The organism is Citrobacter meridianamericanus, assembly GCF_041320245.1.
Classification (GTDB): Bacteria; Pseudomonadota; Gammaproteobacteria; order Enterobacterales; family Enterobacteriaceae; genus Citrobacter; species Citrobacter meridianamericanus.
Genome location: NZ_CP101039.1, coordinates 30,052 through 49,536, shown reverse-complemented (window position 1 = coordinate 49,536; position 19,485 = coordinate 30,052). Strand labels below are relative to the sequence as shown.

Below are 19,485 nucleotides of genomic sequence, written 5' to 3'. Positions count from 1 at the left end.
CGGGCATTCTCAGGAGCCTGTCCACAGGTCAGGCGACGAACAGGTTATATATTTATCTGAATGAAATAAAAGATATTTAAAAGAAGTACAGAGCAGGTTTTTAAAGGAAACCACGCACTTTGAAATCAGGTCGGCTGGCGCTCTGTAAGCATGACGGTTGTAACCTTATGGAAAGGTCCCTTGCAGTTATTTGTGGGTAACTGAATTCAGTGACCGGAAATGATGCTGGCGAGGCAATTTCTGGCCATTCTGATGGCGGAATGGGGTGAATGTCAGGAAGGACGGGCGTCATTTCGTGCAGAAAACCGTCAGTCTGGAGCTGCAGACGTGCGAAACCCTCCGGCGCCAGCCGGATTTTTCAGTCAGGTAGGTTATATGGGGACGGTGGCCAGCCGCGTGTAGTTGTTGCCACGCGACATCAGCATGCGCTCTTTCACGCGGCGCTCCAGCTCCCGCTTCATGGCATCAAGACCGCCGGTGAATCGCCCGCTGGCGTATTCCCGCGTCAGCTGTTGCTTCACCAGGGTCACAATGTCCTTACGGGTTCTGTCCGAGTCACGACGTGCACGGGCACGTTTCAGGCCGTGCTGTTTACGTTCGGACTGGTAGCTGCGAAAGCGTTCGCGCACAAACCGCCAGGACTTCGCTATAAGTTCGTCCATATCCAGCGGCTTCAGACTCTGCTTTTTACGCTGCTGATTTTCCCATTCAACGCGGCTGCGGCGTGCAGCCACAACAGCCACGTCAGAGACATCGAGCGCCGAGAACAGTGCCGGCGTGAAGGTGATATCTGTCGGTATATTGCAGCCTATCTGCGGGTCATACTCGGTCTGGTAGGTAATCAGCCCCAGCTCCGCCATAAACTTCAGTGCCCGTGTGGCACGGGTGATGGACAGATTGCCACTTTTTGACTCGGTGGCCAGACCGCACTCAATGGCCAGGTTAGTAATGGAGCGCTGTACACGGTTGGCCAGCGGGTCGTAGTGGAAGCACAACCCCTGGAGCAGCGCATCGATGGCACGACGGCGCAGCAGAGGCGGCATCCGGTGACGTTTACCCAGCGAGCGGACAAACGCCACATGGACGGAAAAATCAAAACGGGACGTGAAGCCTTCGGCTTTCGCCATCAGCTTACGACAGAACGGCAGGGTCTTTTTCCCTTCTCGCGGCGTGAATACCGGATTCGGGTTTTTGACCTGACGGTAATGAGAGAACAGGGCCTGAGCGTCAGCCACACCTTCCTGCGCTTATGTTGCACGGAAGGAGCACTGAGCACAGAAGGTATTGCAGTTTTCTGAGCATGCACATATACTCCCCGTACAGAGCAACAGCTTCTGTACGGTTTTAGTGGGCCCCGGTAATCTTCTTCGAGTCGCCAAACATGAAGGAAGGTTATCGGGGTTTTGTTCTTTCTGGTTCCGGGTAGACACCTCAGCAGAACCAGTTATCTGCCACCTTACGGCGTGGCTCACCAAAAATTCTTCAGACGATCAGCAATCTATCACCAGAAACACATATACTCAAGAATGTTAGTCCGTGACTTTGTTTCGACACTCTGAAACCGCATCATGAATCAGCTTCTCAATCATTTCTGACTGTGTCACACCTTTAGTCGCACACAACAATTCAAGCTCTGCTTTAAGAGACTTTTCCACATAAACACGCATTTCTTTATGGGTCTCTTTCAGCTTCGCGACATGCGCTTTCTGCCTTTGAACAGGAGACATCGGATTACCTTTACGGTACTGACGTTTCTCTTTCGATGAGGAAGTTTCTGCATTTCCAGTCTGCGACATCTCTGCCTCCTCAGCTTTCAGGCGGTGATCGTTTCGCAGAGGATACTACAGATTCGTGAAATCAGCGACTTAACTTTACGCGAAAGTGTGAGCCATGTTGGCGCATGACTCACCTGAATGGATGTAGATTGCAGATCACATTACGATGCTGATTAGTATGAAGAATGCCACTCCGTTCCCCCATCCCAGCGCGACTGCCAGTGCTGAAGGTAGGCTTGCGCCACTTCCGGCACGTCCTTAATCACCAGCACATTCTCGCTATTCCTCGATGCAGCAGAGCGAGTGTAGTTAAAGCTACCAGCCTCAACTGTATGATTATCAACAATAATGACTTTGTCATGCATGATGGCGTAGCGACCGTTGGTGCGCAGCGGAATTCCCGCGTTCACCACGACGTTCATCGCCGCCTGGCTGGCTTTGCTCCGGTTGCCCTTTTCATCGAGCACTATCTTCACATCCACACCACGGCGTTTTGCCCTGACAAGCGCACTAACCACCTCCGGAGACGTAAATGAGTAGCCCATCAGCCGAATTTCCTGCTGTGCTGACTCAATCGTCTTAAGGACCAGCGGCAACGCGCTGCCTTCAGGTGAAAAGCCGACCTGAACGGAGGGTGCCGCTGCTGCGGGCTGAATACAGCTCAGCGAAAGACATACCAGACCGGACACGGCCAGCTGGCGAAAGGTGAACTTACGCATTAAATAACCTCAGAAATACTGTTCGGATGTGTTAACCAGAAACGCCGGAGACGGGGAAAACTTGCTTTTACCCTTCTCCGGGGTTGGACAACTGAGCACGGCGAAGGCGTCAGTCTCTTTTAGCGGTATCAGGTGGCGGATGCCTGATTATTTTTTGGTATCGCCGGTAGCATGACTGATGGCCTGCTGCAGGGCCTCCGCGCTGGTGTATCCAGGGATAACCGTCACGTTATCAGCGCTGGCGCCGGCTGACGGGAGAACCACCAGGGCTGGAGTACCGCTGAAGCCCAGCTGCTGCGCAAGTGTGTTTATGCCATCCAGGGTTCCCTGAACATCTGGGGCTGTTTTCGCATCGAACTTCACGGCTTTTGCGGCCGCGCTGATATCAGCATCGGTCAGCTTGCCCTCGTTGTGGCCAGTGGCGTAAATCGCGTTGTGATAGTTGAGGTAAGCATCGGCACCCTTCTGCTTCCAGACCTGGAGCCCGGTTTTCGCCGCGCTGAGCGACGCCGGCCAGCGCTGGCCAAATATCGGGAATTCCTTGAACACAAAGCGCACGTCCGGGTTCGCTTTTATCACCTTCTCCAGCTCCGGCGCCAGGCGGGCACAGTAGATGCACTGGTAATCGAAAAACTCGACGACAGTGACTTTTGCGTCGGCCGGCCCATATGACGGCGTGCCTTTATCGTTCAGCAGCGCTGCCTGATTCTGAACCACGGCGGCCGTCATCGCCTGCTGCTGCTTCTCCTGCTGTTGAGCCTGCAGCTTCTGGCTGACCTCAACCAGCACTTCCGGATGAGCCAGCAGGTAGTCTTTCGCGATTTCACCAATGCGGGCTTCCTGCTCCGGGGTAAAGGCAGCGGCAGGTTTCTCTGCTGCCCCCGCCACGCCGGAGACCAGAAGGCCTGCGGCAAGCATGACTGAAAGGGTTTTATTCATGTTCATCCTGTGTTTTTCTCTTCTCGGTTGTTATCAGTTCGTTCCGTGCACGGGTGGCGACGCTTCTGACCGCCCTGCGCTGTCGTTTAGCATGCTCCTGAGCCCTGCGCTCCACGGCATACGCCGCCTCCTCCGCACTCACCGCTGCGACCGGTTCACCGGCAAGGTTTTTACGCCACGCGCCCACCGTCATGGCGCCCAGATACGCATCCGAGCGGGTGACGGCGGCAAGGCAGCGTTTCAGCGTCTTCACGGAAACCTCCAGCCCGCGCCGGCGAATGTCATTCACCATCGCCTCCCGGATGTTGACCGCCAGGAGCTGCGGCTGGCCGTCCGTCACCAGGGCCGGCCAGCAACACTCCAGGAGCGCGAGCGCGTCCGCAAGCGGCATGACCTTCCGGTACACCGGTTCCGGGGCAGGTTTGCGCCTGGCCGCCTGCATGGCCTCCCGCTCCTGCGCCTGACGTTCTTCCCACAGCCGGGCTTTCTCTGCTTTTCTGGCGGCCTTCTCGTCCGCCTGCGCCTTTTTCGCGCTCTCATCCACCGCCTGTTTCCTGACCTTCCAGGCTGGGGTCGTGTTCACCACCACGGTCTTTTTACGCGTGACCCGGCCCGGTCCCACACCGTCCGGTTCACTGTTGTTTACGGCACGCTGACCTTCTGGCTCCGCTTTGCGGCGCAGCGTCAGCGTGGGACGCCCCTGCTCTTTCATCCTGCCTCCGGATAAATCTGTTTCACGTGTATTCCTCAGACTGACCTTATTCTGACACGGCAGATATCACATCACCATCAGTCCGATGACGGCCAGGTGCACCGCGTAGAACAGCGGGAAAAATTCGCGCGACCAGAACCTCGGCACGCGGCAACAGGTCCGGCTCAGCACCGTCAGGGTTATGCCGGGTATTACCAGACCCGCGATGGCAAAGGTGGGGCTGTCCGCAGCATTCAGCGCGAGTATCGCCAGCGCCAGGCAGCACGCAAGCCCCGTGCGCGTGGTGCGCCGGGCCGTCATACAGACGCCGCAGGCCAGCATCAGCATGACTACCCCCGCCAGCCCGTAGCTTCCCGCCGAAAACGGCAGCCAGGCCAGAACCAGCATCAGGGACAGCGGCCACGCGCGCGGCCCGTGCTGCTGCATCAGCGCCAGCGCCTGTCCGCTGACCACAAAGGCAAACAGGATATTGCCCAGGTCCGGGCGAAGCCCGGCCAGTATCCAGCCACCCTGCGCCACACCCGCCCATATCCAGAGCCGGTTCAGGGCGCGCTGCTGAATCAGCGGATGGCGGGCGAGGTTCATGGCCCAGACCAGGCCAAAGAGCGGAAACGCTCCCCGACCGGCAAGACGCAGCAAGTCATTATCCAGTCCGCACAGCATGCTGATGTGGTCGGCCACCATCAGCAGCAGCGCCACGGTCTTGATAAGGTCGGTCTGCCCCGGCGTCCACACGAGCAGACGCTGCAACCAGCAGTCGGCCACCACCACAAGAGGGAACAGCGGATGGTTATCAGCGCGCATATCAGTCGCCTCCCAGGGTCTTTTCACGCTCAAGGTCGCGCACCGTTTCGCGCTCCATCTGCTGCAGGCGGTCCCGCTGCACGTTCTCGCGCACCACCTGAGACACCGCCTCATCCCGGCGGCGTTCTTCCGGCGCATCCGGCAGCGTGAGGGGAGCTGCCGGCGTTTCTTTTATCCGCTCCATATCCCGCACCACATCCCGGACGGCGACGTCAGCCCCTCCGGCCGGCCTGTCGCCGCTGCGGGCCATCTCGCGGACCGCCTCTTCGGCACGCTTATCCAGCTCCCGCTGCACCTCAGCCTCCCGGGCCTGCTGTGCCAGCACCTCCGGCGGCACCGTTTCTGCGGGCTGCGTACCGGTGCCATCGGGCAGGCCGTCGGCCCAGACCCGACCGCCGGTAATGGCGCCGGGGTTCCACGGTCGCACCTCGCCTTCGAGCCGCACCACCACGCCGCTCTGCGGATTCTCCCGCGCGAGCCGCACGCCCTCTTCCATATCCCGCGCCAGCAGCGACGCGCCGTTGCGGCTGACCTGCAGGCCCGCAAACGCCGCGTCCCCGCTGCCCATCACCCGACCTTCACTGCCGAGCCCCTTAAGCTGCCCCTCTCCGGACGTCAGGGCGCTCAGCCAGACGCCTGCCTGCCTGCCGTTGCGGTCGAAGGCCGGGAGCGCCACGTGCGGCTGCGGGTATTTACGCCCCGGCGAGATAAATTTCGCCATTGAGCCCTCAGGCTGCAGCCCGGCCTGGCGCAGCGCGGCGCGACCGGCAGGCACCTCACCCAGCGCTTTTGCCGTCGCCGTCAGGCGGGCGGCATTCGCGACGGCGCGGTCGCCGCGCGGCGCCAGAATGTCATGCGCCGTACTTTTCGCCTGCGATTTTTCCATCGCGGCCACCCACTTGTCCCGGTTGTCGGTATAGACCTGCGCGTGCTGCTTCATGCGGCTCAGCGCCACGTAGGCTGACTCGAAGCTCACCATCCGCTTACGTCCGCCGTCCGTGCCCTGCAGGGAGATGGAGAAGGGTTCGCTCGCACCCTGTGAGCCTTCAACGGTGACGGCATAGGCCAGGTCGATGTGCTGCTCTGCCTGCTCGGCTGACGGCGTGAGCGTACGGGTCTGTTTCCCGTCCGACAGCGTGACGCTGTCACCTTTTATCTCACTGACCGACCAGACGCTGTTGGCCACGAAGCCCCGCTCGTTGTCGCTTTTCGAAAAGCGCATCCGGTCGCCTTCCGACACGGTGATGGTGTCCTGACGGTAGAGCGTGACGCCCTCTGTCGCCGCCTGCGCGGGCGACAGGCTGCGGGTGTTGCCCTGCGCATCCTTCAGCGTCACCAGGTGCGCCTCCCCGTCCAGCGCCTCAATGCTGTAATAGGTGCTGTCCAGCAGAACCAGGCTGTCGCGGGATGCCTCCCACGTTGCCATGCGCCTCAGCTCCCCGTCGCGGATATTGGCAGGCGTAAGCACCGGCAGCGTGACCTCTTTTTCGCCCACCTCGCCGGCATCCTGACGGGCGTCATGAATCATGGCGTTCACCTGGCGGCGGTCGGCGTTCAGGGCGGTGATAACGATGGTCTGCGCCTGCGCCTCCGGCGTGCGCCCCGTGTAGTCCTTCACGATGGCCTCCAGCAGCGTCGCGGGCTCCCCGCCGGGCAGCAGGTCACTGGCCGCCATGGCTTTCGCGATGGCCTCCTCCCGTTCGCGGCTGAACTCCATGACCGAGCTGTCCGGCTGCCAGGCATCCGCCCTGCGCGGCACCTGTGCCGGCGCCACGCGCTCAATGGTCGTCAGGGCGCTGCCGATATCGCGGCTAATCAGGCTGTAGACGGCAGGTTTAAGCTCCGGCGTCTGGCGGACAATCTCCTGCATCACCGCCACGTCAATGGCGCTGCGCTTCTGCAGCAGGCGGAAGGGCTGGCCCGGGGCAATGGACTGCAGCTGGTCGGTATCACCGCTGGAGACCGCGCGTCCCCCGCCCCCGGCAATCAGGCTGTACGCCTTCGCCATGTCGGCGTTGCCGACCATCGAGCTTTCATCCACGAGAAACAGGACGTTGCTGAAGTCCGGTCGTTCGCCGCCGCGCAGCTGCTGCTGCGTGTCGTGAATAAAGGCCGCCAGCGTCTGCGTTTCGGGCACGCCCGCATCGCGCATCTCGCTCACCGCCCGGTGGGTGGGGGCCACGCCGATAACGCGCGGCTGCTCCCGCTCCGGCAGCGTGCCGATGGCCGACATGACGGCCCTAAACTGGGTGGTCTTACCCACGCCCGCGTAGCCCTGCACCAGGGTAAAGCGGTCGGGGGATTCAAGTATCATGCGCGTGGCGTTTTGCTGCCCGTCGGTCAGGCCCGCCAGCTGCGCGTCCGGAACCTTATCCATCAGCGGGGTGACGGCCTCCTTTCCCTCAAGGACGTGGCGGATAATGCTTTTTTCAGCGTTGTACGACTGGCGTGAGACCAGCAGCTGCAGGCCGTTTCCCGGCGATACCGGCACCGACAGCAGGGCGCCGCTGCGTATCTGCCGGTCCGCCTCCTTTTCGATGGCCTGCAGGCTGAGGCTGTCCTGCTCAAATTCTTTCGCGGCGGCCATCAGCTGCGGCTTCGTGAACGCCAGGCCGTTCCCCTCCAGCACCGGAATGGCCAGATGGATAGCCTGCTGCTCCGGCGTGTGCAGCCCGGCCTTCTGGTGCGCCAGGGCATCATCGAGCCTGTCATGCCCCGCCGCATCCTTAATCTGTTCGGACACGACGCTCCAGGCAGACTGACGCGACAGCTTCTCCGTCGTTTTCTGCGCCGTCTGCGCGGAATAGAGCTGCACCGCCCGGCCGCTGAGCGCCAGTTTGTTCAGCGTGGTGTTATCCAGCTCGCGCTGCGACAGCGAGGCAAAGACCGTGGCGCTGTCGCTCACCGAGCGGCCCGGCGACTCCACCCAGCCCTGACCCACCTTCGCGGCGGTAAACGGGCTGTCGCCGGCGGGCAGGACCACGTCCGCCTTACGCCCCGGCAGGCTGACGACGAGCCCCGCCTCCCCGAGCGCCTTAACGGTCACCGTATCGCCTCCCTTGAGCCGCGTCCCCTGCGCCTGACCCAGCACTGCCAGACGGTCGCCTTCGGCCACCTGCAGCGTGCCGGTGCGGTACAGCGACCAGCTGCTGTTGAGTTCAGACAGGCGGGTCACCCGCGTCTCACCCTGGGCGTTACGCAGCGTCAGGCTGTTGTTGCGGCCCGTCACGCGGTCAATGACAAAGCGTTCCCGGCTGCGTGCTTCGGCATTCCAGCGCTCCATGACCATCCCCTCCCGGTAGTGGTCGCGCACCTGCTGATGGCGGCTGTCGAGCCAGACCGGCTCCAGCGTGGTGATACTGACCTCCCGCTCGCCCAGCACCTTTTCCGCCTTAAGCGCCTCGCGGACAGCGCCTGCGAGCACCGCCTGCTCGCGCGGACCGGTGACCTGCGCCACGCTGTGTTCACCTGCGCGGACGCTTCGGGCAAAGTCAGCGGCCAGGCGGTCATACCGCTGCCGCCGGTCAGGCTCGCTGATAACCGAGACCTGCGTCTTCTCACCGCCCTGCCACGCGAGCGTGCTCACTCCCGCCTCCTTCATGACGGTCAGGGCGCTGCCGGTCCCGGTGCGCTGGCCGCTGTCGGCAATCAGCAGCTGGACGTTATGGCGCAGCGCGCCGTCGAGCAGCGTGAGCGTTTCTTTCAGGGTCAGCTTCTCCCCCTGGTCCACAATCAGCGTGCTGCCGGGCGTAAAGGTCATGCCCTCCGTCAGCCCCCGCCTGTCGGTGATATGCTCGCCGCTGAGGCGCTCATCCTGCATAAGGGCGCTGCGCGAACGCCTGTCGGCGGCGATAATCTTCACGTCACGCCCCTGTTCGCGCGCCATCATCGTCAGCTCCGCCACGCGCTCACGCTGACCGGCCGCCCCGCCCTGACCCGAAATGATCGCCACGGGCGGACGGTCCTGGGCCAGAACGCTCACGGCATCACTGTATGACCGGCTGCGGGGCACGCTTTTATCCGGAAAAATGTCAGCCTGCCCCGTCCGCTGTAAATCGCGGGTCATCGCCGACACCGACAGCTCGTCCAGCACGTGGATGTTCGAGGTAAACAGCCCCTTCTCTTTATCCAGCGGGATGAGCTGCTCATTGTTTATCGCCGCATCGATGCCGTCACGCGCCATCTCCACCATGCCCGACCGCGCGGGCAGCTGCCCGAGGGTGGTGGCCAGCAGTTCGGAATACGTGAACCGCGCCCGCCGGTCGCTCAGCATCGCGATGGCCTGCCCGACGCTGCTGTTAATATCAATTGCTTCAGGCGTCGTTGCGGGAATATTCCCCTGTACAACCCGCTGGTCTGCCGCCTCGCGGTAGGCTTTAATGTCAAACCCCGTCTCTTTCAGGGTCTGCATCCACTCGGCCATGCGCTGTTCGGGGTCAACCTTCTGCTTCGACTGGCGGGTATCGAGCGCCGCCACGTCGCGGGACTTCAGGGACGCGTCATCCCCGACCGCCTCGCTGATGGTCCTGCTGCGGCTGGAATACGGCTCCGTCGGTACGCCCTTCAGCTCCCACATGCCGTGTTTGCCGACCGTCTCAGTCTCATAGCCCATCGCCGCGACGTCATCCTTCAGCGCGGCACGATACAGGCGGCCAAAGGCAATCTGGTTGGCGTAGATATTCTCAATAAACCCGGTTTTACCCACTTTGTCGCTGCTGAGCGTTCGCCACTCATCGCCATGCTGAGTGGCATTGGCCACCACCGCGTGGGTGTGCAGCTGCGGCTCCTGGTCGCGGCTGGTATCGTGGTTAAACAGCGCCATCACCAGGTTGCCGGTCAGCTGCGTCTCGCTCCTGCCCTCCGTCATAACCCGCGTGGAGGCCATTGCCTCTATCTGCTTAATGGCGGTCTCCACCGCGCGGTTGTGTGCCTCAATAAGACGCTTGTCGCCTCCCAGCATGGCCATCACGGAGACACTTTTGGGCGCAGAGAAGGTGAAGTCGTAGCCCGGACGGTGTTTGTTCGCCCCGTCCTGAGTCCGGCTGAGGTCGCTGCCGTCCGGCAGGCGTCCCTCCAGAACCTTCGTAAAGACCTTCTGGTCCACCCCGCCGCTGAGCCCCAGCGCTTCAGCCCCTTTTCCGGCCCAGCGCTCGCCCATACTGCCGATAACGTAGTAGTTGTCCTTGTCGGTGTAATAATTGCCCGCACTGCCGGCGGATTTTACCGATCCGATGCTCATCATCAGATGTATCCTCCCGGCTCAAGATCCTTTTCAGGCGCCCGGTGAACGTTGATGTTCACTTCTTCACGACGCTGCCTCTCCTGAGGAGACAGTTCGTCCTGCTCCGCCTGCCACGCCTCCCATGCCGCCATATCCACTACTTCACCGCTTTCATCGATGCCGGGCGGCAGCTGCTCTGCCTCTTCCGCCTTTGTCTTCAGCTCAGGCTCCACACCGCCGGCGCCTGCCGCACCTGCTACGGATGCCGCGTCTGCAGCGCGGGGCGCGGGCGTCAGTTGCTGTGGCTGCTGTGGCTGCTGTGGCTGCTGTGGCTGCTGTGGCTGCTGTGGCTGCTGTGGCTGCTGTGGCTGCTGTGGCTGACCAGCATTCTCCGCACCGCCCTCTGGCGCGACAACATCGGCATCCGGTTCAAAGAGCATGGCGATGCTGCGGGATTCATGTTCACGTGCAGCCAGCGCGGCATTCAGGCGTTCCTCCGCTTTCCCGTCGATGGTGCGCGGAATGAATTCCGGTGCCACCTTTGGACGCTGCTGATACTTCAGCGCCATTTTCACGGCAGGATAAGGTCCGGGAAGCGTGACGTAGCAGGAGAGATCCGGCAACGTCTGGACGTCGGAGTAACTCACCAGGGTGACGCGCTCCATGTCCTTGCCGACCGAGGTACCGTCGCGTACCGGGTCCACGCCGTAGGAGTACTGCTCGGATGCCTTAAGGATTTCTTTTTCACCGATTTCGCCGGCGGCGAACTCGGCGATATTGCGCGACGGCGAGCGGAAGAAGGCACGGGTGTTCAGCACGTCGAACAGCGTTTCCGCCGGCTTCTGCCCGTAAATATCTTCCAGCTGGGCGTAGGACTGAATGCCAATGACGTAGCAGCCGCCAAACTTACGCGCCTCCGGCAGGATCTCAACCAGATCCGGCAGCTTGTGCAGGGTAGGCAGCTCGTCGGCGAAGATCCACACGCGGCGGTTACGGTTTTCCCCCATCGCCAGCAGCCCGCGAATGGCGATGGACAACCACATGGAGATAACCGGCTTGAGGGAAGCGTGGGTGTCAGCATTGGAGGAGATAAACAGCCAGCCGTTTTTACCATCCTCACGAACGCCGCGCATCCAGTCGCGTATGGTGAATGACTCGCCGTTATTTTCGATGCCCTGCAGGTAGCGGATAGCCTTGACGTAGTTGGTCAGCACGGCGCGGATGGAGATGGCCGTTTTCTCGATTTTCTCTTCCACCAGGTTCGCCGCCGGGGAGTTTTTCAGGTACGAGCGCAGCTTCTCAATCTTGATGGAAAGCAGCGTGTCTACCAGCTTGCTGTAGCTGCGGTCCTTGTCGTTGCGCATCAGATAAGCGGCTTCGGCAAAGATGGTACGTCCCGACCCCTGCCAGAAGGGGTCTTCCTTCGTGCCCATAGGAATAAGCGTGTTGGACACGTTGTCGAAGTCAGGCTGCGTCAGGCACTCCCGCCACAGGTCCCATGCAGCGCAGCGCGCATCCAGCGGGTTAAGGATTTTATCTGTAGCCGGATCATAGTAGCTTTTGACGAACTCACAGGAGCGGTCATACACGATGACCATATCGCCACGCTGGCGGGCGTAGTTCATCAGACGGCGGATAACTTCTGATTTACCGGCCCCGACGGTACCGTGCAGACAGAAGTTCTGGATCTCCGAGTCCTTAATAAGCGGCAGCTCACCGATTTTGATGTCGGATGCGAGACCGTCGCGCCTGAGCATTTTCGCCACCGCTTTCGGGTCGTCAGTCAGCTGGCGCCCTCCCGTTATCTCGTCCTCACTCTGCTGTTTACCCTGATGGCCCAGAATCCAGGTGGTGACAAAGAAGGTAATAACGCACACCACGACCGCGATGATGGCGGCAAGAATAAAGGCCGTCCAGACCTGGTCTGCGCACCACTGGATATATTTGTCCTGCAGTATTTGCTGCGCGTTGTACTTCAGCTCATGGCCGTAATAACGGATGGTATAGACAGGCTGGGATTTAAAAATATCGCGCATGGGGGCCAGCGTCTGACACCAGTAATAAACCATGCCGTTCACGAACGTCTGCCAGGTCAGTTTAACCGACAGCGTAATCGCGACAATGATGCCGAAGAGAATGACGAGGCAGTACACGATGATATTGGCGATCTGACTGAACATACGGATGCGCATGCTCGCGATCTGACCGCCCTGGGTCATATCCTTTGCATTAAAACTCATGATGTATGGGTCCGGTATAAATGGGTTTTAGACGGTTATGATAAGGCTACATTCAGGAACGGCTACTTACTGGCCTGGCAAATAAGAGGTCACTTACGAAAAAAGAATATCCACAGGAGTATTAACAGAACTGAAAATGGAACAGCAAATAAAGCATTCGGATAATCACTTTCGATATTCACTACTAATGCAAATACCGACATATTAATTCCTTTATTCACCGGCCCTGCCGGCAACCCTTCCCGGCAGCACAAAGGATTTGCGCCACCGCTCAGCGTTTTTCTTATATCAACAGAGAATGAGGAGAACAGATGCTATTCGGACTGAGTGATCCAGAGAAAAGGGCGGAAGAAACCGTCCCTGGTATTAATTAAAAAATGTTCGCGATAGATTTAGCCAGCTGATCTTCAAGCACAGGCTGGGCTTCGGGGAATTTCAGATTAACTTTGTTCGCATTTGATACCACACGGGTCTGATATTTATGCTGGTTCCCCTGCTCGGTGCTGGTCTGAATTTTGGCGCCAGAGGTTCCCTGGCGAAGGGCGGCGACGTTGTCCGTGGTCACGGTCGCTTTGGTACGCTCGGCAATCTGGACATCCGTGATCATGGTGTAGTTGATGTCTTCGACCATCGCATCAGCGGCCATGCCAACAAGGCCGGCAGCAAGTCCTACGCCCAGAGTGGCTCCGGCAGAGCTGGAATTATAGGCGGTAATACCGGCACCGAGCGCGGCCCCTGCCGCTGCACCTTCGTAGCCACGGCTGAGCCAGCTTTGTGACTCACGAAGGTCCATTTTGTCGGCCTTAAGTACGTTCGCCTGAATCCAGTAGTAGGCTTTATCCGGCGAGGTCACGACCTGGTAGCCTTTGGCTTTAACAGCTTCGGTAATTTTAGACTGGAGACCGCTCATGTCTTTATCAGACGTGTTTTTGATCTGCAGGAAAACGGTACGCTCGCTTGATGGTTCAAGCCAGACCGTTTCGCTCATCTGCGTTTTGACCTCGAGGTTACGTTTCTTAATTGCTGTGCTCATCGCACCACACCCTGAAAGGGCCAGCGTGGAACTGACCAGAGCCACCATCATCATCTTTTTCATTAACGTTATTTCCTTTGTTTATTATAGAAACCTCTATAGACACTAACTATCAAGGGTAATTAGACATCCCGTACAAATTCCCTGCTATATCTGTTGCTCCGCACATTTCTAATCCTGACGCAGGATTTATCTCTTCAAAGCCTTCATTTTCTATGAAAGATGGAGTACTAGCAGCACCTTTAGCTATAAATTGTTTCTTTAACGGTTCATCTCCAACTGTTACACCACCTATTACACAGACCCTGTAGACCGAGAGCCCGAAAAATATAAATAAGGCCAACACAGGGAAGCAGAGCGCGGGGACAGAAAGAACCATGTACATTACTGGTGATACATCTTTCTGACTATACAAATACTTCTGCTTGCGAACTCGATAATTAATCCATGCAAATATACCCTGCCACATAATCAACAACGCAAGTATCAGAAGCATGACGGATGTTGCCCACCCTGCAAGCGAGCAGGCGATATATTGTATAAGCAGAACCCACATAATTCGCATCAGCTCTTTCATATCCGATAATCTCCCTAATCATTTCTTGTGATTATTCTCCAGTTTCTTTGCTTTTTCCAGAAGTTCTTCAGGACTGTCAGCTCCCGGAATAGCGTTTTGTGATGCTTTCTCGTTATTGTACTTAGCACCCTGATTATTCGCTTCTGACTGGTGATGGCGCTCCAGTGCTGAATACTGATTATCGACGGACGCTGAAGCTCCCTTTATTTCACTTTGTGTTCCTGAGATATTATTTCGCGTCTCAGTCATCATACCGTCTACCGAGCCTTTCACATTCCCTTTAATACCTGCGTCTGACGTTGCACTCTCAATGGAAGCCTTATGCGCCGCATGGTCAGATAACACCTCCTGACGCCCGCCCCCCGCAGACACATTGTCCATACTTTGACCCAGCCCATCTTTCGCATCCGAATACGCATTATCCACCGAAGGCTGAATCTGACTTTGTACAAATGACCAGGCCAGTTCTCTTCGTTTCGCTGCAACCTCTGGTGAACCGGTATCCGTCAGCAAAGAATCGGCATCATGCGGTGCCTGCTTGCGAACGTATTGGGCAAACTGCTGGTTGAGATCTTCGTTAACCTGCCCGCTCATGGTTTCGGTTCGGGATGCCATTTCAGCATATTCCTTGCTGCGTGCCTGGCTGGTCGAGTACTGTTCAAGGCTTTGTTTTGCAGAACTCAGTGATGCAGACAACTGGTCCGCACGTGATGCGGCGTTGTTATCAGTATGACTGCCTGATTCATTTATCTTGCGGCTGGTAAAGTAATCGCTGGCCTCCTTGAAGTCTTTGGTGGATTTTGCATCAATATCATGACGCGCATCCTGGCTCGCTCGCGTGCTGCTGCTTGCCTGATGTAAGTCATTATCAGACCAATCAATCCCTGTTTTTCCTCCAGCCCTGAAACTAACACCACCACCTGTACCGAAAGCCTTAATCCCTATACCACCATGTGCACTTGCATCGCCATAAAGACCAGCGGAAGCACGAGAACTACGTGAAGCCAGTTCCTGAGTCGCCTGATCATTACTGATGTTATGCGCTTTCGCATAACTCTCGACCGCAGTGCGCATCTTGCTGGCCATCATGGAGTCCTGAGCGCTCATCGTGCTGTCAGCGCCTTGCGTCATCGAGTCGCTGCTACCCCGGTTGGTGCCAAACTGGCTGAGGGTCTGCCATGTGCTTGACATGCTGTTACTAAAGCTCTGCATCGCGCTCTGGGACTGCGTCTGGGCCTCGCGTGCCATCTCCTGCTGCGCTGAGGCCAGTTGACGGGCAAAATTAATACTCACGGGCAGCTTACTCGCGGCCTGGGTGGAGTCAGTCACGGTACTGCCATCACGCATCTGTGTGGACGTTGCTCCGTTGGCAAGTTGGTGACTCATCTGGCCGAACATGGTCGAACTGTTGGTATTCCAGCTGTTGCCGCTCACGTTCTCGGTCTGCATGTTGGCGTAGGAATAGTTCCCGTCGATTGACCCTGCCGCCGCCGTTGCCGCCGGACTGATGGCCGAGGACGCCAGGTGGCTGTAGAGATTCGAGAAGCTGGAGCCCAGACCTTTCAGCATCCCCCATGCCAGTGGCGGGATAAGCATCGACAGATAGCCCGCCGTGGTGGCCAGATCCGAGTATTTAAGTTGCACCTGCGACAGCTCAGAGAGCACCACCGGCGAGCCGTTGGCTTTCGCATAGAAGGTCATGCAGCTGTTGAGGATGGCGTAAAGCAGCGGCCAGCTCTGCACCCACATGATAGCCAGCACGTACCCCTTCAGCACATTAAGGGTGACGGCGTTAAACATCCCGCCCAGCACCATCAGGGGGAATATCCCGATAATCAGACCGACTATCAGCGTCTGGGACATGGGCAACGAGCGCAGGGCCACCTGCCCGACCGTTGCGTGAGCGAGCCGCTGCTTCTCCATTGAGGACGTGGTGGCGATGTTGAGCAGGCTTGAGGTATCGCCGTTGCGGGCCGCATAGCCCATGATACCGTCGCGCAGGGCATTCATCGTCACGTTCTGGCGGATAATTTGCGAGGCGCTCTGCCCGGAGTTATAAAAATAGTTATAGCTTTCGCCGAGCATCTGGCTCAGGAGCAGGTCGGGATTCGGACGTCCGCCAAACAGCCAGCGTGCGTAGTAGCTCCAGCTTTTCCCTCCTGTCTGGGTATCAAGGCCCAGCTTCTGTTTGAGGATCACTGCGGCTTCTTCGCAGGATAAAAACGCCTTTATCTCCGTTTGTCCGTTATCACCGCTGGTCGTAAACTTCTTATAATTCTGCACCTGACGCAGCGGACTGGGTTTAGAGAAGATAATGGTGTAGGGGTCGGTGCTGTTCATCAGTTCGTCCAGGGTGTACTTCCCGTTGAGGAAGATGTCACCCATCACGCAGTTCTGCACATAGTCCGCAAAAAGCGTGGTGATTTCAGGATTTTTTGACAAAAAGTCGGTGCTGCGCGAGACCAGATTCGCGCCGAACAGCATCCCGGTCTTGCTGTAGGTCACGCTGTCCGGCTGAGAAAAGACCATCTCATAGCCCTGCACCAGCGCGTGCCCGATGGTGGTCGTCAGCGACGCCGGCAACGCCAGCCCGACGGGCACGTTGTCCACCTGATACACCTTCGTCAGATCGCTGTTGTCAATAATCTGTACCGGCGTGCGCACGCTCACCAGAAGGGACATCAGGACGATGGTACCTATCCAGCCCAGCATATCCATCACGTTGTGACGGCGTATCCAGGTGATGGCCACGACGAGCACAGACAGGGCGGTCACGATCCGGCGGATAATGACCCAGTTGTCCGTGTTCATAAAGGCCACAATGGCGTTCAGCGTCTGGCTCAGCCAGTCGCCGCCCGCGATAACGTAAATCGCCTGCATCAGCGCGCTCCCCCGAAGTGATAGTTGTTCTGATAGCGCTGCAACATCCGCGCCGAAACCTGCTGGCGCATGTAGCTCATCTGGCGGTCAACAACCAGCAGCGCATCCTGCTGTACCTGCACCTGGGCCTGGAAGGAGGCTATCTGTCGCGTGGCCTCGTTGAGGTTGTTATTGATGCTGTCGATAACGGCCTGGTCATAGTTGCCCGTTGCCATCAGGGCGCGCGCCTGCTGCACCATCTCCTGGATGTACTGGAGCAGAATGTCGTAGCCGATGTAGTCCGTCAGCTGGTAGACGAGGCTGTCCGAGACGCCCAGCATCATCGGGTCCACCAGGTACTTGAACACCGGGATGGTGGTGCCGGAGATAAAGCCCTTCTCCTTCTCGGTCAGCTTTGTGTCGGTTGCAGCCTTGTTCTGGATGCTGGAGAGAATGTCCTTGATCTGATTTTTCAGCGCGTTCTTTTCGGTTATGGTGACGGTCGCGTCGGCCACCACCTTCAGGCACTTCTCGCTGTCGTTGCAGTGGTAAATTTTCGCCGTGCCGCCCTCCATCACGGCCTTAATAATGTCACGATCCGTGGTGCGGGCAGGCAGCGGCGTGATGTTACCCTTCTCGTCAAAAATCAGGGTGCCGGTGAGCGTCATGATGAACTCCCTGAGTTCTTTATTCCCGCTGAACATGCCGTTCTTGCCGAGCGCATTCCAGATGATATTGATGTTTTTAGTGATGCGCTCTTTATCAGCGGTACCGGCCTTGTCGCGTACCTTGTCGAGGCTACCGCCCACGGTGCAGCCCTGCCGGGATGCCGCCCAGTCTGCAAACATGTTGCTCTCGCCGGCAATGTCCTGGCAGACCTTCTGCTGGGAGACCTGGGTGCGCGGAAACAGACCGCCGACAATCCCCTGCGCCGCCTGGCAGGAGCTGAGGTTCATGCTGTTAATGTCGCTGGCCATCTTCTGCAGGAAGTCTTTAGCAGTCTTGATTTCTGGTACCGTGGTCTGCAGCGCCAGATCGAAGAAGTATCCGGCCGCATTGGACATAATCTGCTTGGCGAAACGCTGCAGCTGATCGCTGTTAATAAAGCTGAAGGAGCCCAGATAGGCATCGATGCCGCCGCAGCCGGCGTTGATGTCGGGCAGCGTCATGGAGATAAGCTGGACGGTTTTCACCTGCGTGCGCGCGTAGAGTGAGCCGCCCGTGGCATAGCCCGCGGCCTGCCCCTGCCAGACCTGTGGCTGGCTGGTGTTGGACGCAAAGCCCAGCTTATTAAAGAAGGTGTTCATGTCACTGTTCACGTCGGCACTCACGCTCGCTGAACACGCAAGAAGGAGGCCACACAGTATGGAGAGAGGTTTACGGACGAACATCGGCACCCTCCCGGCTCGCCTGCAGGGCGAGTTTTCCCATTTTTCGTTTTAGTATGAACATTTGCCCTTTCGTATAAAGCGAGTTCAGGATTGCATAAACGCCACCTGCAACGGCAAGCCCGCCGCTCAGCGCGATAAATATCAGTGGAATGACGTACATCAACACGTTCCACAAATCTTTCAGCTGCAGGTGACCGTCCCTGAGCCAGTCGCCGACGCAGGCATTGAAAATGTATGTCATAAAGACGCGCGACAGCACGCCGGCAATGAGCAATATGCCCGCCCACTCAGCATAAACGCCGAACCGTGCGTCATCTTTCCGTGCCCTGAGCGCGATTAACTCTGGCGTCGTAGCTCTCTGAAGCATTCTGGAAGTCATCATGTCGTGTTCCTCTGCATTGTTCTGATCAGCCATTGTTACCCACTCCGCGCATCTGAAGGACCGTATCCATGCGGGCCATAAAGCCCTGTTCGTCGGTCGCGCCCTGCAGCAGGGGCAGGGCTTCAAGGGTGTTTACGTTGACGAGAAAGGTGGTTGGCGTGGCCACGGGCAGGTTGGGGAAAAAGGTTTTCATTACCTCCGGCGGCGCGGGCAGCGCATCGGGAAAGGACGCATCCCCCTGACCGTCGATGGTGTAGGCCATCACCCCAAACCCCACCCGTGCCGACAGCGACTTCAGGACCGGATCAAACTGGTGGCAGTACGGGCAGTGTCCCTGCATAAACAGCACGACCTTCCAGTCGGCCAGATTGACCTGGCGCCCGTTGCTTAGGCGGTACCAGACCGGCTGCTTCGCCGGAAGTGGCTTAGCTTCAGGGTCTTCCGGTGATGTTGGCAGAGATCCCGACGCTCGCGCCCCCTGTGGATGCCATAACGATTTGATCTCGTCCATTGTGGAAGCCTGTGTGGCCAGACTGAGGGTCATGAGCGCCACGGTAAACACGGTATGTCTAAGGTTCATGTCGGCATCCTCCGGCATCACGGGCCTTTTCGGCCTCACGGGCGGCATCTATCCAGCGGTTGATGATGCGGTATCCCCCCCAGAGCGCCATCGAGACGCCGATTATCTGCGCCAGAAGAATGGCCATCTCCGGCTCGCGCCGGACCAGGCGGGAAACAATGTGAAACCATATCCCGAGGCTCAGCACCCATAATCCGGGCACGTCGAACTCAGGCAGGCGAAAACGGAATTTGCGCATGCGAACTCTCCCTGT

The 19,485-nt window shown here is 58.4% G+C and carries 16 protein-coding genes; all 16 read right to left on the bottom strand.

The window, feature by feature from the left end; all coding sequences use genetic code 11:
• Positions 1 to 371 precede the first annotated feature (371 nt).
• Complete coding sequence (repA, locus tag NMD08_RS28210) at positions 372 to 1,235, bottom strand: incFII family plasmid replication initiator RepA (protein ID WP_045911924.1); 864 nt, start codon at positions 1,233 to 1,235, stop codon at positions 372 to 374.
• Positions 1,228 to 1,302: a RepA leader peptide Tap gene (tap, locus tag NMD08_RS28205; protein ID WP_111966011.1), complete on the bottom strand. Its 75-nt coding sequence runs from the start codon at positions 1,300 to 1,302 to the stop codon at positions 1,228 to 1,230. The genes repA (NMD08_RS28210) and tap overlap by 8 nt, the downstream gene beginning before the upstream one ends.
• 227 nt (positions 1,303 to 1,529) lie before the next feature.
• The gene (gene repA, locus NMD08_RS28200) at positions 1,530 to 1,796 is read right to left on the bottom strand and encodes a replication regulatory protein RepA (RefSeq protein ID WP_025760204.1); all 267 of its coding nucleotides are present in this window, start codon (positions 1,794 to 1,796) and stop codon (positions 1,530 to 1,532) included.
• Between the two features lie 152 nt (positions 1,797 to 1,948).
• Positions 1,949 to 2,494, bottom strand: a complete 546-nt coding sequence (locus NMD08_RS28195; RefSeq protein ID WP_025760205.1) for a phospholipase D family protein — start codon at positions 2,492 to 2,494, stop codon at positions 1,949 to 1,951.
• A gap of 147 nt (positions 2,495 to 2,641) precedes the next feature.
• Positions 2,642 to 3,433, bottom strand: a complete 792-nt coding sequence (locus tag NMD08_RS28190; protein ID WP_032672729.1) for a DsbA family protein — start codon at positions 3,431 to 3,433, stop codon at positions 2,642 to 2,644.
• Positions 3,426 to 4,145 carry a fertility inhibition protein FinO gene (gene finO, locus NMD08_RS28185; protein ID WP_025760207.1) on the bottom strand — a complete coding sequence of 240 codons (720 nt, stop codon included), beginning with the start codon at positions 4,143 to 4,145 and terminating at the stop codon, positions 3,426 to 3,428. The genes NMD08_RS28190 and finO overlap by 8 nt, the downstream gene beginning before the upstream one ends.
• Positions 4,146 to 4,211: 66 nt before the next feature.
• On the bottom strand, positions 4,212 to 4,949 hold the full coding sequence (gene traX, locus NMD08_RS28180; RefSeq protein ID WP_129741453.1) for a type-F conjugative transfer system pilin acetylase TraX: 738 nt from the start codon (positions 4,947 to 4,949) through the stop codon (positions 4,212 to 4,214).
• Position 4,950: 1 nt separating this feature from the next.
• Positions 4,951 to 10,191 carry a conjugative transfer relaxase/helicase TraI gene (gene traI, locus NMD08_RS28175; protein WP_045911925.1) on the bottom strand — a complete coding sequence of 1,747 codons (5,241 nt, stop codon included), beginning with the start codon at positions 10,189 to 10,191 and terminating at the stop codon, positions 4,951 to 4,953.
• Positions 10,191 to 12,410 carry a type IV conjugative transfer system coupling protein TraD gene (gene traD, locus NMD08_RS28170; RefSeq protein WP_317575206.1) on the bottom strand — a complete coding sequence of 740 codons (2,220 nt, stop codon included), beginning with the start codon at positions 12,408 to 12,410 and terminating at the stop codon, positions 10,191 to 10,193. The genes traI and traD overlap by 1 nt, the downstream gene beginning before the upstream one ends.
• A gap of 370 nt (positions 12,411 to 12,780) precedes the next feature.
• Positions 12,781 to 13,506 (bottom strand): conjugal transfer complement resistance protein TraT, encoded by a 726-nt coding sequence (gene traT / locus NMD08_RS28165; RefSeq protein WP_045911927.1) that lies wholly within the window; start codon positions 13,504 to 13,506, stop codon positions 12,781 to 12,783.
• A 49-nt stretch (positions 13,507 to 13,555) separates the two neighbouring features.
• Positions 13,556 to 14,020: a hypothetical protein gene (locus NMD08_RS28160; protein WP_025759802.1), complete on the bottom strand. Its 465-nt coding sequence runs from the start codon at positions 14,018 to 14,020 to the stop codon at positions 13,556 to 13,558.
• Between the two features lie 18 nt (positions 14,021 to 14,038).
• A complete protein-coding gene (gene traG / locus NMD08_RS28155) occupies positions 14,039 to 16,900 on the bottom strand; it encodes a conjugal transfer mating-pair stabilization protein TraG (protein WP_025759803.1) in 2,862 nt (953 codons plus the stop codon).
• The gene (gene traH / locus NMD08_RS28150) at positions 16,900 to 18,270 is read right to left on the bottom strand and encodes a conjugal transfer pilus assembly protein TraH (protein WP_032672666.1); all 1,371 of its coding nucleotides are present in this window, start codon (positions 18,268 to 18,270) and stop codon (positions 16,900 to 16,902) included. Before traH ends, traG begins: the two co-directional genes overlap by 1 nt.
• Positions 18,257 to 18,685: a hypothetical protein gene (locus NMD08_RS28145; protein ID WP_025759805.1), complete on the bottom strand. Its 429-nt coding sequence runs from the start codon at positions 18,683 to 18,685 to the stop codon at positions 18,257 to 18,259. The genes traH and NMD08_RS28145 overlap by 14 nt, the downstream gene beginning before the upstream one ends.
• Complete coding sequence (trbB, locus tag NMD08_RS28140; RefSeq protein WP_025759806.1) at positions 18,678 to 19,232, bottom strand: type-F conjugative transfer system pilin assembly thiol-disulfide isomerase TrbB; 555 nt, start codon at positions 19,230 to 19,232, stop codon at positions 18,678 to 18,680. Before trbB ends, NMD08_RS28145 begins: the two co-directional genes overlap by 8 nt.
• A complete protein-coding gene (gene traQ, locus NMD08_RS28135) occupies positions 19,222 to 19,470 on the bottom strand; it encodes a type-F conjugative transfer system pilin chaperone TraQ (RefSeq protein ID WP_008324126.1) in 249 nt (82 codons plus the stop codon). Before traQ ends, trbB begins: the two co-directional genes overlap by 11 nt.
• Positions 19,471 to 19,485 lie beyond the last annotated feature (15 nt).

What these genes read in the sequence shown, in the direction of transcription:
- repA (WP_025760204.1), bottom strand. Translation starts at nt 1,796, where the DNA reads ATGTCGCAGACTGGAAATGCAGAAACTTCCTCATCGAAAGAGAAACGT.
- NMD08_RS28195 (WP_025760205.1), bottom strand. Translation starts at nt 2,494, where the DNA reads ATGCGTAAGTTCACCTTTCGCCAGCTGGCCGTGTCCGGTCTGGTATGT.
- NMD08_RS28190 (WP_032672729.1), bottom strand. Translation starts at nt 3,433, where the DNA reads ATGAATAAAACCCTTTCAGTCATGCTTGCCGCAGGCCTTCTGGTCTCC.
- finO (WP_025760207.1), bottom strand. Translation starts at nt 4,145, where the DNA reads ATGAAAGAGCAGGGGCGTCCCACGCTGACGCTGCGCCGCAAAGCGGAG.
- traX (WP_129741453.1), bottom strand. Translation starts at nt 4,949, where the DNA reads ATGCGCGCTGATAACCATCCGCTGTTCCCTCTTGTGGTGGTGGCCGAC.
- traI (WP_045911925.1), bottom strand. Translation starts at nt 10,191, where the DNA reads ATGATGAGCATCGGATCGGTAAAATCCGCCGGCAGTGCGGGCAATTAT.
- traD (WP_317575206.1), bottom strand. Translation starts at nt 12,410, where the DNA reads ATGAGTTTTAATGCAAAGGATATGACCCAGGGCGGTCAGATCGCGAGC.
- traT (WP_045911927.1), bottom strand. Translation starts at nt 13,506, where the DNA reads ATGAAAAAGATGATGATGGTGGCTCTGGTCAGTTCCACGCTGGCCCTT.
- NMD08_RS28160 (WP_025759802.1), bottom strand. Translation starts at nt 14,020, where the DNA reads ATGAAAGAGCTGATGCGAATTATGTGGGTTCTGCTTATACAATATATC.
- traG (WP_025759803.1), bottom strand. Translation starts at nt 16,900, where the DNA reads ATGCAGGCGATTTACGTTATCGCGGGCGGCGACTGGCTGAGCCAGACG.
- traH (WP_032672666.1), bottom strand. Translation starts at nt 18,270, where the DNA reads ATGTTCGTCCGTAAACCTCTCTCCATACTGTGTGGCCTCCTTCTTGCG.
- NMD08_RS28145 (WP_025759805.1), bottom strand. Translation starts at nt 18,685, where the DNA reads ATGGCTGATCAGAACAATGCAGAGGAACACGACATGATGACTTCCAGA.
- trbB (WP_025759806.1), bottom strand. Translation starts at nt 19,232, where the DNA reads ATGAACCTTAGACATACCGTGTTTACCGTGGCGCTCATGACCCTCAGT.
- traQ (WP_008324126.1), bottom strand. Translation starts at nt 19,470, where the DNA reads ATGCGCAAATTCCGTTTTCGCCTGCCTGAGTTCGACGTGCCCGGATTA.